The sequence below is a fragment of the Arthrobacter sp. Bi83 genome, from assembly GCF_918698095.1.
In the GTDB taxonomy this organism is placed as follows: domain Bacteria; phylum Actinomycetota; class Actinomycetes; order Actinomycetales; family Micrococcaceae; genus Arthrobacter.
This window is the reverse complement of record NZ_CAKKLY010000007.1, coordinates 1-12,250: the sequence shown is the minus strand read 5'-3', so window position 1 is coordinate 12,250 and position 12,250 is coordinate 1. Positions and strand designations below refer to the sequence as shown.

General features: G+C 66.4%; 11 protein-coding genes. 3 read left to right on the top strand and 8 right to left on the bottom strand.

Annotated elements, in window-relative coordinates; all coding sequences use genetic code 11:
- Positions 1–16 precede the first annotated feature (16 nt).
- Positions 17–1,465 (bottom strand): molybdopterin-dependent oxidoreductase, encoded by a 1,449-nt coding sequence (locus LQ144_RS05485; protein ID WP_354962128.1) that lies wholly within the window; start codon positions 1,463–1,465, stop codon positions 17–19.
- A gap of 445 nt (positions 1,466–1,910) precedes the next feature.
- Between LQ144_RS05485 and moaA the strand changes: the two genes are divergently transcribed.
- The gene (gene moaA, locus LQ144_RS05480) at positions 1,911–3,044 is read left to right on the top strand and encodes a GTP 3',8-cyclase MoaA (RefSeq protein ID WP_230117557.1); all 1,134 of its coding nucleotides are present in this window, start codon (positions 1,911–1,913) and stop codon (positions 3,042–3,044) included.
- Positions 3,045–3,048: 4 nt separating this feature from the next.
- On the top strand, positions 3,049–3,315 hold the full coding sequence (locus LQ144_RS05475) for a MoaD/ThiS family protein (protein ID WP_230117556.1): 267 nt from the start codon (positions 3,049–3,051) through the stop codon (positions 3,313–3,315).
- Positions 3,316–3,345: 30 nt separating this feature from the next.
- Here LQ144_RS05475 and LQ144_RS05470 read toward each other — a convergent pair whose 3' ends face one another.
- The 7 genes from LQ144_RS05470 to LQ144_RS05440 form a co-directional block, all read right to left on the bottom strand.
- Positions 3,346–3,807 (bottom strand): DUF1579 family protein, encoded by a 462-nt coding sequence (locus LQ144_RS05470; protein WP_230117555.1) that lies wholly within the window; start codon positions 3,805–3,807, stop codon positions 3,346–3,348.
- 141 nt (positions 3,808–3,948) lie between these two features.
- Positions 3,949–5,292: a pitrilysin family protein gene (locus tag LQ144_RS05465; RefSeq protein WP_230117554.1), complete on the bottom strand. Its 1,344-nt coding sequence runs from the start codon at positions 5,290–5,292 to the stop codon at positions 3,949–3,951.
- Between the two features lie 150 nt (positions 5,293–5,442).
- The gene (locus tag LQ144_RS05460) at positions 5,443–7,701 is read right to left on the bottom strand and encodes a polyribonucleotide nucleotidyltransferase (RefSeq protein ID WP_230117639.1); all 2,259 of its coding nucleotides are present in this window, start codon (positions 7,699–7,701) and stop codon (positions 5,443–5,445) included.
- A 248-nt stretch (positions 7,702–7,949) separates the two neighbouring features.
- Complete coding sequence (rpsO, locus tag LQ144_RS05455) at positions 7,950–8,219, bottom strand: 30S ribosomal protein S15 (RefSeq protein ID WP_230117553.1); 270 nt, start codon at positions 8,217–8,219, stop codon at positions 7,950–7,952.
- 242 nt (positions 8,220–8,461) lie between these two features.
- Entirely contained in the window at positions 8,462–9,706 is a 1,245-nt protein-coding gene (gene kynU / locus LQ144_RS05450) for a kynureninase (protein WP_230117552.1), read from the bottom strand.
- Positions 9,703–10,557 carry a tryptophan 2,3-dioxygenase gene (kynA, locus tag LQ144_RS05445; RefSeq protein WP_230117551.1) on the bottom strand — a complete coding sequence of 285 codons (855 nt, stop codon included), beginning with the start codon at positions 10,555–10,557 and terminating at the stop codon, positions 9,703–9,705. The genes kynU and kynA overlap by 4 nt, the downstream gene beginning before the upstream one ends.
- A 40-nt stretch (positions 10,558–10,597) precedes the next feature.
- Complete coding sequence (locus tag LQ144_RS05440; RefSeq protein WP_230117550.1) at positions 10,598–11,581, bottom strand: bifunctional riboflavin kinase/FAD synthetase; 984 nt, start codon at positions 11,579–11,581, stop codon at positions 10,598–10,600.
- Positions 11,582–11,816: 235 nt separating this feature from the next.
- On the opposite strand from LQ144_RS05440, the gene LQ144_RS05435 reads away from it, so the two are divergent.
- Positions 11,817–12,250, top strand: a 434-nt coding sequence (locus LQ144_RS05435) for a DUF937 domain-containing protein (RefSeq protein ID WP_230117549.1), incomplete at its 3' end; no start/stop codon positions are given.

Here is a 12,250-nt window from a genome sequence, read left to right as displayed (position 1 = left end):
CCTTCGGGAACGGCGGCTACGGGTTCACGTCAACTCTAATGGTGTGGAAGCCCGTGGCGCCGTCCGGGGCGACCGACCTTTGTTCCTCGGACTGCGCGGCGCCGCGGAGGTCCGTGGCGCGCACCTGGACCTCGTGCTGTCCCGGGTGAAGGTCGATGCCGAGCTGCCACTGGTACCACGTGTCCACCGAGATGCCCGGGGCGAGGTCGGCCGGCTGCCAGTTGCCCCGGTCCACGCGCAGTTCCACCTTGCCGATTCCGGTGTGCTGCGCCCAGGCCACCCCGCCGAACATCACCGTGCCGGCGCGGGCGGGCCGGCCGTCGCGGGGCACATCGATCCGCGAGGAGATCTTGATGGGGCCGCGCTCTGACCAGCCGCGCGGTGTCCAGTACGCGACGTCGTCGGCGAACCTCGTGACTTTGAGCTCAGTCAGCCATTTCGTGGCGGACACGTATCCGTACAGGCCGGGAACGATCATCCGTACCGGAAACCCGTGCTCCAGCGGCAGCGGATCGCCGTTCATGCCTACCGCGAGCAGCGCATCCCGGTTTTTGTCAGTCAGGACTTCCAGCGGCGTGCTTGCTGTCCAGCCGTCAGTGCTTTTGGACAGCACCATGTCTGCGCCGGGCTTCGGCCCCGCCATCGCCAGCAACTCACGGACGGGCCAACCGAGCCAGAGCGCATTGCCGATCAGGTCGCCGCCCACCTCGTTAGACACGCACGCGATGGTCACATGCCGTTCCGTGAGGGGTTTCGCCAGCAGTGCATCGAAGTTGAGCTCTACCTCCCGTTCCACCATGCCGGTCACTTTGAGCGTCCATTCGCGCGGATCGATCACAGGGGCGGAGAGTGCGGTGTCGATACGGTAGAAATCGGGATTCGGGGTGACGAGGGGAACCATTCCGGCCAGGCCAATCTGGGCGCCCTCCGGAATGCCCGCGGCCCGCGAACGTGGGGACGGCAGCCGGAGGGCGCTGCGGAGCTCGCTGACGCCGGCAGCGCCTCCCCGCCAGGCGGTGGCGAAGGCGCCTCCCACCAGGACAGCCGCTGCGGTGCCGCCGAGCAGTTGCAGGAAGCTGCGCCGCTCCGCGCTGTTCTGCCCGGGGCGCTGCCCGCGGGAACGTGGTGCGGCGGCCTTCTGCCAGGCGGCCAGCCGCCAGATCAGGCTTTGGAGCAGCAGTCCTCCGATGCCGGCCGCCAGCACGGGGAGCGCGACGGCGGTGACAGTCACCTGGGCGCGGGTCAGGACTGCCGCCACGCCCACGATGCCGAAGGCCGCGAAAACGGCGGCACCGGCGAAGCGGCGGCGCAGCTCCAGCATTCCGGCCACGGCCGCGAGGATTGCGATCACCAGGGCCATGCCGGTCAGCAGCGCTATCTTGTCCGCGGTGCCGAAAAGCGAAACCGCCCAATCTTTGACTCCCGGCGGAGCTGCGTCAATGACTGCGCCGCCCAGCGCCGTCATGGTCGACAGTGAAGGGCTGACGAACCCGGCGATGAGCTCGCTGGCCACCAGTCCCGTGCCTGCCGCCACCACACCGGCGGCCGCAGCCCAGCCGCGGGGCTGCGCACCAGCGCCGGGCCCGGGTTCCGGAATTTGCCCGGACGTGACGGGCGGCTGTTCGGCAGGCTGTTCCGCAGGGGATGCCCCTGCCGCCGTAACCGGCACAGGTCCACGGGTGCGTTCAGGGGTGTAGTTCTGTTGCCCGGCTGCTGCCCGGGGCACTGCCGGCTGGGACTCGTTCACCCTTCCAGCATAAGTTCGCCGGCCGCCGTCGGCGCCTTTTCCAGGGTCATTCCCAAACCCGCGCCTGCCCCTTCTCGCGGCGCATGGATCTGAACGGCGGGCCCGCCCGTCCCGGGAATGTCACAGGCGTGGAGCTGTGCCCAACGTGGCGTAGCCTGAATTTATGAGTGTTCAGCTTGGCATGCCGCAGCCCCGCGAAGGAGGCAGCCCGGTTCCGGGTGCCCAGGGCCTTCCCGCTGCCCGCCCGGCCGATGCTCCTGCCGGGCTTGCAGACCGCTACGGACGCCGTGCCACCGATATGAGGCTGTCCCTCACGGACAAGTGCAACTTACGGTGCACGTACTGCATGCCGGCCGAGGGGCTGGAGTGGCTGGCCAAGCAGGCTGTCATGTCCGCAGAGGAAATCGTGCGGATCGTCAGGGTGGGCGTGGACCTGCTGGGCGTGCGCGAGCTGCGCCTGACGGGCGGCGAGCCTCTGGTCCGGGCGGATCTGGTCAGCATTATTGCGGCCCTCCGGAAGGCGCACCCCGAGCTCCCGATCTCCATGACCACCAACGGGGTAGGCCTGGACAAGAAGGCCGCCGCGCTCAAAGCGGCCGGGCTGACCCGCATCAACGTCTCGCTCGATTCCCTGCACGAGGAAACGTTTGCCGATCTGACCAGGCGCCCGTTCCTGGACCGTGTCCTCGCCGGCGTGGACGCAGCCTGGGCGGCAGGCCTGGGGCCGGTCAAGCTCAACGCCGTCCTGATGCGCGGAATCAACGACGCCGAGTCCCCGTCCCTGCTCGCCTGGGCGCTGGACCGGGGCTACGAGCTCCGGTTCATCGAGCAGATGCCGCTCGACGCCGATCACGGCTGGACACGGCGGAACATGATCACCGCGGCGGAAATCCGGGACCTCCTCTCCGCGGACTACCTCCTGAGCCCGGATCCGCGTGTCCGGGACGGCGCGCCTGCCGAGCGTTTTGAAGTACGACGCCGGGTGGCGGGGTCAGCTGATCCGCACGGACCGGTGCTGGGCACCGTGGGAATCATCGCCTCGGTCACCGAGCCGTTCTGCTCGGACTGCCGCCGGACCCGCATCACGGCCGAAGGCAAGATCATGAGCTGCCTGTTCTCCCGCGAGGAGTTCGACCTTCTGGGCCTGCTTCGCGACGGAGCCAGTGATCAGGAACTGGCGGAACGCTGGCAGGACGCCATGTGGGTCAAGCCCAGGGCCCACGGCATGGACCACGTGGGACTCGACGCCCCGGACTTCGTCCAGCCGGACCGCAGCATGAGCGCCATCGGAGGCTGAACCCTTGAACGTACGCTACTTCGCTGCCGCACGGGCCGCGGCAGGCATGGAGGAAGAGCGCTTCGACCTTCCCGCCGGGGCCACGGTGGAGTCGCTGCTGGCCGCCGTGCTCGAGGTTGAACGCCCCGAGCCGCCTGCCGGGACGCCACCGCTGGCGAGGATCCTTGCCCGCAGCAGCTTCCTGCTCAACGAGGTTGCCGTCCGCGACCGCACTGTGGTTCTCTCCGACAGCGACGTGGTGGACGTCCTGCCGCCCTTCGCCGGCGGTTAAGAACGAAGCGGCTCAGACCCGGACTGCGGGTCACGCCCGGCGGCAGATTGACGTCATGAAGGGGCTGAAGTCCTGCGCGTCCCCCAGCCTGAGTTCGGCGGTGTGGATGAGGATGCCATTATCAACCCGGAACGTGTGCCGGGCAGTTCCGCGGTCACTGTGCCGCTCCACGGTCAGCGTGGAATCATGCCAGGCGCCCCGGGCCGGCGCTGCCGGGGGCCTGCCCATGCTGTCGACGTAGTACCAGAGGGTTTCGTCGTGGTCCGGGTCGACGGTGAAGACGCCGTGGCCTTCGAAGTGCGTGCCGTCGGCCTCGGTGTGGCGGTACGTCTGCACCACCGCAAACCCGCCGGCTGCCCGCGTGAACGTCACCTCCGCGGTGGCGATCCGGGCCGGCCCCCACGGCGATGAGGCCAGCTCAGTGGTGCCCAGCCAGCGTCCGACGAAAATCCCGAGCGCCTCGTGCGCTGTCCCCGGATGCGGCCGGTCCATTCTTCCTCCGAGTCGGATGACTCCGAGTGGAATTCCGGAGTGGTCTGGCTCCATGATGATCCCGCGCCGCGGGCATGTCCAGCGGCATGGTCAGGGGCAGGTCCGGTGCCGCGCCGGCTGGGGGCCACCCCTCGCGCCGCATCAGAGCCCGAAGGTTTCCGTCTCTTCGAAGGGACCCACAACCGTCACCGTCCGCGGCGCGGCTGCCAGCTCGCGGGCCAGCTCCTGCACCTGCCCCGCCGTCACGGCCTTGATGAGCCGCAACGTCTCGTCGATGTCCTGATACTCGCCGGAGACGAGTTCGGCGCGGCCCAGCCGGGACATGCGGGATCCGGTGTCCTCCAGGGCGAGGACGATCCCGCCACACAGCTGGCCAACTGCCTTGCGGAGTTCGTCGTCAGAAATGCCGCCGTCTGCAAGCTTGTCCAGCTCCGCCCCCAGGAGTTCCACTACCTGGCGGACCTTGGTGGGCGTGCAGCCGGCGTACATGCCGAAGTAGCCGGCGTCGGCGTAGGAAGAGGCGAAGGAATACGTGGAGTAAACAAGCCCTCTCTTCTCACGGATCTCCTGGAACAGGCGCGAGGACATCCCGCCGCCCAGTACTGCGTTCAGCACGCTCATGACGTACCGTCGCTCATCGGTGGCCACGATGGTGGGGCACCCCATGATGATGTTGGCCTGCTCCACAGGACGCTTGACCACGTGCAGGCCTGACGTGCCGGTGATGTCCGCGCGCTCCGTGGAGCGGCGCTCCACCGGGGCAGCGTCGGGCTCAAGCGACCAGCCTGCGGCGTGGAGGGCGTCCACCACAAGGCGGCACACGACGTCGTGCTCCAGGCCGCCTGCAGCGGTAATGACCAGCTCATCCGGACGGTAGTAGCGCCGGTAGTGGTCCCAGACCGAGTCGCGGGCTACAGCCCTGATGGCGTCAGGGGTGCCGCCGATGGGACGTCCGAGAGGATGCGTTCCAAGAACGGCGGCGACGAAATGCTCATGGGCCACGTCTGTGGGGTCGTCGCTGTCCATGGCGATTTCTTCCAGGATGACGTCCCGTTCCTGCTCCATTTCGCCCGGGTCCAGGACGGCGCCGGTAATCATGTCCGCAATCACGTCGATGGCCATCGGCAGGTCCGTGTCCAGCACGCGGGCGAAATAGCAGGTGCTCTCCTTCGCCGTGGCGGCGTTGGATTCCCCGCCGACCTCGTCGAACGCCGACGCGATTTCGAGCGCGGTGCGCCGCTTGGTGCCTTTGAACAGCAGGTGCTCGAGGAAGTGGGTCGAACCGTGCTGGCCGGGTGCCTCGTCACGCGACCCTACACCCACCCAGAATCCGATAGTGGCGGAGCGCTGGCCCGGCATCGCCTCGGTCAGGACACGCACCCCGCCGGGGAGGACGGACCGGCGCACAACCGAGCCGCCGTCGGCGCCGTGGATCAGGGTGTCGCCGGGGTGGTTCTGAGCCAGCGGCAGGGGTACGACAGTCATCAAGGCCTTTCAGGAAGCGGAGCCAAATCTGCCTGCAATCGTACCAGCGGGCCGCGACGCCGGAGTGTGTGGGGTTAACGGCGGCGGGGCCGGTGGATCAACCACCGGCCCCGCCGTCGTCTGCTGGGGAGTTACCGCCCCTGACTGCTGTTAGTCGTCAGAGCCCTCCGCGTTTGCCGAGGCGTGAACGCGCTCGGCTTCGCCGGCGCCTTCCTCTTCAGCCACAACGGGAGACAGGGACAGCTTTCCACGGTCATCGATCTTGGTGATCTCGACCTGGATCTTCTGGCCCACGGAGACGACGTCGTCGACGTTGTCCACGCGCTTGCCACTCGCGAGCTTGCGCAGCTCGGAGATGTGCAGCAGGCCGTCCTTGCCCGGGGTCAGGGAGATGAACGCACCGAAGGTGGTGGTCTTGACGACCGTGCCCAGGTAGCGCTCGCCGATTTCCGGAACCTGCGGATTGGCGATGGCGTTGATCGCGGACCGTGCAGCGTCAGCCGACGGGCCGTTGGTGGCGCCGATGTAGACAGTTCCGTCGTCCTCGATCGAGATGTCGGCGCCGGTGTCTTCCTGGATCTGGTTGATCATCTTGCCCTTGGGCCCGATGACCTCGCCGATCTTGTCCACGGGGATCTTGACGGCGATGACGCGCGGTGCGAACTCGGAGAGCTCGTCCGGGGTGTCGATCGCTGCGTTGATGACCTCAAGGATGTGCAGACGGGCTTCGCGGGCCTGCTTCAGTGCTGCTGCCAGCACGGAGGCCGGGATGCCGTCGAGCTTGGTGTCCAGCTGGATGGCCGTGACGAACTCGGAGGTACCGGCGACCTTGAAGTCCATGTCGCCGAAGGCGTCTTCGGCGCCGAGGATGTCGGTCAGGGCCGCGTAGCGGGTCTGGCCGTCAACCTGGTCGGAGACCAGGCCCATGGCGATGCCGGCGACGGCGGCCTTCAGCGGCACTCCGGCGTTCAGCATGGACAGGGTGGAGGCGCAGACGGAACCCATCGACGTCGAACCGTTGGAGCTGAGAGCCTCAGACACCTGGCGGATGGCGTAGGGGAATTCCTCACGGGACGGCAGGACCGGCACGAGCGCGCGCTCTGCCAGGGCGCCGTGGCCGATTTCACGGCGCTTGGGCGAACCCACGCGGCCGGTTTCACCGGTGGAGTACGGCGGGAAGTTGTAGTTGTGCATGTAGCGCTTGCGCGTTACCGGCGACAGCGAATCGATCTGCTGTTCCATCTTGAGCATGTTCAGCGTGGTGACACCCATGATCTGGGTCTCGCCGCGTTCGAAGATGGCCGAACCGTGGACGCGGGGCAGAACCTCGACCTCGGCGGTGAGCTGGCGGATGTCCGTCAGGCCGCGGCCGTCGATGCGGATCTGGTCCTTGAGGATGCGCTGGCGCACAACCTGCTTGGTCACCGAGCGGAATGCTGCGGACAGTTCCTTCTCGCGGCCCTCGAACTGGCCGGCCAGGGAAGAAGTGACTTCGTCCTTGAGTGCGTCGGAGGCGGTGTCGCGCTCCTGCTTGTCACCGATCTGGAAGACGGCGGCCAGCTTCTCAGCGGCGGCAGCCTCGACAGCGGCGTAGACGTCATCCTGGTAGTCAAGGAAGACCGGGAACTCGACGGTCGGCTTGGCGGCGCGTGCTGCCAGGTCGGCCTGTGCTTCGCAGAGGGCCTTGATGAAGGGCTTGGCAGCCTCGAGGCCTTCCGAAACAACTTCTTCGGTGGGGGCGGTGGCGCCCTGTTCCTTGATGAGGTTCCAGGAGTTGTCGGTGGCTTCGGCCTCGACCATCATGATGGCGACGTCATCACCGGCAATGCGGCCTGCGACGACCATGTTGAACACGGAGTTCTCGAGCTGGGAGTGCTTCGGGAAAGCTACCCACTGCGAGCCGTTCTCGTCGGCGACGAGGGCAACGCGGACGCCGCCGATCGGGCCGGAGAAGGGCAGGCCGGAGAGCTGGGTGGACATCGAGGAGGCGTTGATGGCCACCACGTCGTACAGCTCGTCGGGGTTGATCGCCAGGACGGTGACGACGATCTGGACCTCGTTGCGCAGGCCCTTGACAAAGGCCGGACGCAGCGGGCGGTCCATGAGGCGGCACGCGAGGATGGCCTCGGTGGACGGACGGCCTTCGCGGCGGAAGAACGAGCCCGGGATGCGGCCGGCAGCGTACATGCGCTCTTCGACGTCGACCGTCAGCGGGAAGAAATCGAAGCCTTCGCGCGGGTGCTTGCCGGCGGTGGTGGCGGACAGCAGGGCAGTGTCTTCGTCGATGTACACCATGGCTGCGCCGGCTGCCTGCTTGGCAAGACGGCCGGTTTCGAAGCGGATTACACGCTTGCCGAAGCGGCCATTGTCAATGACGGCTTCTGAGAACTGGATTTCGGGACCCTCCAAGAGAGTCACCTCCGTTTCTTGTTTAACGGAAGTCCAGCCGCATCAACCCAGGCCAGCATCTGTCTACTGGCCTGCACTGCACCCGGTCATCGATCGAGACCCACGGGCCGGGGCTTCAAGACGTCGAAGCCGTTCCCGGGGATCACTACCGAGGACCGCGAATGCGTGATGCGGTTGATCCTCCTGTTTAATTATCTGTGAAGCGGGCGGCCCGTTCCGCTCCGGAAAGGGCCGCCCGTAATGCCTGACTAGCGGCGCAGGCCGAGGCGCTCGATGAGCGAACGGTAGCGGGCGATGTCAGTGTTCTTCAGGTAAGTGAGCATGCGCTTGCGACGACCGACCATGGCCAGCAGACCGCGCTGGGTGTGGTAATCGTGCTTGTGCTCCTTCATGTGCTCAGTGAGATCCTTGATCCGCTGAGTCAGGACTGCAACCTGGACCTCCGGTGAACCGGTGTCGCCTTCGGACGTTGCGAAATCCTTGATGATGGACTGCTTTACAGCGGCTTCAAGTGCCACAATAACTCCTAGAGATGTGCCGTGAGGCCCGAGTCAGTAACTCACTGCCGGGTGTGCCGGCGCGGACCATCCCGATAAACGGGGGCCGGTGCGCGCGAAACAGGATCCAGCAACCACGGACTGCAGCCGGATCCACCGCTTAGTTTACCGGCCTTGTTGCAATCTTGTCGAAACGCCCCCAGCCTTGTCGAAACGACTCCGGCCGCCCCGCCGGGCACGTGAAGGCCGGCAGGGCGTGAAGGTCAGGCACGCGGCAGCAGGTCGCGGACGGCCGCCATGCCGCGGTGGAGCTCGGTGAACCCCGTGCTCAGCGGGGAGAGTCCGATCCTGATGCCCTCCGGTGCGCGGAAATCGGGGATGACGTCCCTGTCCCACAACAACGCAGTCACTTCCCGGAAGGCCGGATGGTCGAGGCTGATGTGGCTCCCCCGCTGTTCGGGGGCGCGTGGTGTTGCGAGTTTCACGCCGGCCGGCGCAAGCCAGGCATCGTGCAGCTCCAAAGCGTAGGCGGTCAGGCGCAGCGACTTTTCCCGGATGGCCGGCATTCCCGCTTCCTCGATCAGGTCCAATGTGCCTCGCATCGCGATCATTCCGAAGATGGCCGGGGTCCCGCTGAGGAAGCCGCGGATACCGGGGGCGGCCTCGTAGCCGGCCCCCATCTCGAAGGCGTCCTTCCGGCCCATCCATCCCCAAATTGGCTGGGCCAGTCCGGGAAGATGCCTGGCATTGACATACGCAAAGGCGGGCGAGCCGGGGCCGCCGTTGAGGTACTTGTAAGTACAGCCGGCGGCGAAATCAACGCCGCTGGCATCCAGCCCTATTTCCACTGACCCCGCCGAATGACACAGGTCCCACACCACCAGCGCGCCGGCGTCGTGCACCGCCGCCGTGATGGCCGGCAAGTCGGCAAGGAACCCCGAGCGGTAGGCCACATGACTGAGAAGTACGACGGCGGTTGCCGGCCCTACGGCCTCGCTCACCTGTTCAACGGTCACCCCGGCGGCAGGGTCTGCGTCGATCCAGCGCAGGGTCAGCCCTTCCTCCCGCGCGATGCCCTCGACGAGGTAGCGGTCGGTCGGGAAGTTGTCCGTGTCCAGGACGATCTCTGTCCTTGCGGAGTCCTTGACCACCGCAAGCGCGGCGCGGATCAGCTTGTAGAGCACCACCGTGGTGGAATCGGCAATGATGGTCTGGCCCGGGGCGGCACCCAGGACGGCATGTCCCAGCTGGTCCCCGATGGCCTGGGGCATCTCCAGCCATTCCTCATCCCAGCCCCGGATCAGACGGGCGCCCCAGCCCGCATGGATGAAGGCGTTGATGTCCTCGGCCGTCCTCTTGAGCGGGCGGCCCAGGGAGTTGCCGTCAAGGTAGGAGAGCTCCGTGTCCGTGCCGATGAAACGCGCACGGTACGGTGCCAGGGGATCCTCGGCGTCCAGCAGGGCCGCACGTTGGCGGAGCGCGTCTTCAGTGCCGTGAACGGTGGTCACTGGCCGATCTCCGTCCGTACGGCGAACAATTCCGGGAAGAACGTGAGTTCAAGGGCTTTTTGGAGAAAAGCCGCGCCGCTGGAGCCGCCGGTTCCGCCCTTCATGCCGATGGTGCGCTGCACGGTCCGCAGATGGCGGAACCGCCACAGCTGGAAGTTGTCCTCCAGGTCCACGAGCTCCTCGCACGCTTCGTAGGCGCCCCAGTTGTCGGACGCATTTTCGTAGATGTGCTTGAAAAGGGGCACGAGCTCGGGGGTGAACTCGTGCGCCTTGCTGACGTCGCGGTCAAGGACGGAGGCGGGCACGTCATAGCCCTTGCGGTGCAGGTAGGCCAGGAATTCGTCGTAGATGCTCGGGGCATCGAGGACTTCCTGGAGCAGCGCGTGAGCCTCCGGGTCGGATTCGAACACCGGCAGCATCTTCCGGTTCTTGTTGCCGAGGACGAACTCCACTGCCCGGTACTGGCTGGACTGGAATCCTGAGGAGTTGCCGAGGAAACCGCGGAACTGCGAATACTCGGTGGGCGTGAGCGTGGCCAGCACCGACCACTGCTCCGTGAGGGTTTTTTGGATGTGCTTAACCCGGGCAATCCCTTTCAGGGCCGTCCCGAGATCATCCGCCCGGAGGTGTTCCGCCGCGCTGCGAAGCTCGTGGAGCACGAGCTTGAGCCAGAGTTCGGTGGTCTGGTGCTGGATGATGAACAGCATTTCGTCATGGTGTTCCGGCGTGCTGACAGGCCGCTGGGCACTGAGCAGCGTGGGCAACTGCAGGTATGCCCCGTAACTCATCCTGGAACTGAAATCGCGGACGATCCCCTTGTCCAGTTTTCTGGTGTTCTTCTCCACGGTCACAGTGTTGCCTTCCTTGCCAGTACTGTGTGGGGCTGACAAATCAGCGCTTGAGGAGGAGGTCGTGGGTCTGCACGACGTCCTGGCGCATCTGCTCCACGAGGGCTTCAGGCCCACGGTATGCCACCATGCCCCGGAGACGGACGACAAACTCCACCACTACTGTCTGGCCGTACAGATTGAAGTCGTCTGCGGACTCTTCCGGGCGGTCGATGACGTGGGCCTCAACCTGGCGGCTGACGCCGTCGAAGGTCGGGTTGGATCCGACCGAAATAGCGGCCGGCCACCGGGTGCCACCCTGGTCCACCAGCCAGCCGGCGTAGATGCCGTCCGCCGGGATGAAGCCGCTGGCGTCATGGGAGAGATTGGCCGTGGGAAAACCGAGCACGCGGCCGCGGGCCGCCCCGTGGACCACTTCACCGCGCATCTGGTGCGGGCGTCCGAGCACGGCGGCCGCCGTGGCAACGTCGCCGCCGTTCAACGCTTCACGCACCCAGGTGGACGAACAGCGGCGGTCCGTGCCGCCGTCGTCGTGGAGGGGAAAACCCTCGGAACCGAATTCACTGATGACCAGGACTTCGAAGCCGAACTTCTCCCCCAGCTCGCGCATGGTGTTCAGGTCACCGGAATTGCCCCGCCCGAAGCGGGTGTCATGGCCGATGACGACGTGGCTGGCGTGGAGGCTGTCAACAAGAACCGTTCCGACGAATTCCTCGGGAGTGAGGCTGGCAAGCTCCAGCGAGTACTTCATGACCAGCACCGCGTCCAGGCCCAGCTCTCCCAGCGCCTGGAGTTTGTCCTGCAGGCCCATGATGAGCTCGGGTGCGGCCTCCGGCCGGTGGACCTGCGCCGGGTGGGGATCGAACGTCACGGCCACGGACTTTGCCCTGTTCAGCCTGGCCGTCCGGATCAGCTGGGACAGCACCTGCTGGTGCCCGCGGTGGACTCCGTCGAAGTTGCCGATAGTGACAACGGAAGGACCAAAGTCGTCGGGGACTTCGGTCGGATCGTTCCAGATGTGAACCATCAACCTCGCCTTTTTACTGCCTTACAGGAACCCGTCCGGGCGCCTCCCAGGCGCCGGAACTCTCTAAGATTACCTGCAATCGCTGCGGGTCATGGACGCCCGCGGCGCCGCGGTTCGGCAGAACCTACCGCGCCCCGGGGTCCCGGACTAGGATGCAAAGGCAGCTGTCCGGCGACGCACGCTTGTGCCGCTTCCCATGACGCCCGAGCGCTCAGCGGGCCAGAAGGAGTATCCCTTGACTGACATCCATGAGCTTCTGGGGCAGATCCCGGTGGACCAGATCGCAACGCTGCTTGGCACCGATACCGCTACCGCGCAGGCCGCTGTGGAGGCCGCCGTCCCCACGCTCATCGCCGGCATGCAAAACAATGCGCAGGCTCCGGACGGCGCGGCGTCCCTGGAATCGGCGCTGGCGCAGCACCGGACGGGACCCGTCGACGGCGGAGTGGACGCCACCCAGGTAAACACCGACGACGGCGAAAAAATCGTGAGCCACGTCTTTGGCGGCCAGCAGGACCAGGTGGCAAACCAGCTGGCTGGTGCCGCCAACCTGGGCGGCGGCGTGGGCGGGGACCTCATCCGCAAACTCCTTCCGATCCTCGCGCCGATTGTCATGTCCTACCTGGCGAAGAAAATCCTTGGCGGCGCCCAGCAGGGTACCGGCCAGTC

Coding starts and splice junctions, on each gene's coding strand:
- LQ144_RS05485 (WP_354962128.1), bottom strand. CDS start 1,465: ATGACGGCGCTGGGCGGCGCAGTCATTGACGCAGCTCCGCCGGGAGTC.
- moaA (WP_230117557.1), top strand. CDS start 1,911: ATGAGTGTTCAGCTTGGCATGCCGCAGCCCCGCGAAGGAGGCAGCCCG.
- LQ144_RS05470 (WP_230117555.1), bottom strand. CDS start 3,807: ATGGACCGGCCGCATCCGGGGACAGCGCACGAGGCGCTCGGGATTTTC.
- LQ144_RS05465 (WP_230117554.1), bottom strand. CDS start 5,292: ATGACTGTCGTACCCCTGCCGCTGGCTCAGAACCACCCCGGCGACACC.
- LQ144_RS05440 (WP_230117550.1), bottom strand. CDS start 11,581: ATGGTTCACATCTGGAACGATCCGACCGAAGTCCCCGACGACTTTGGT.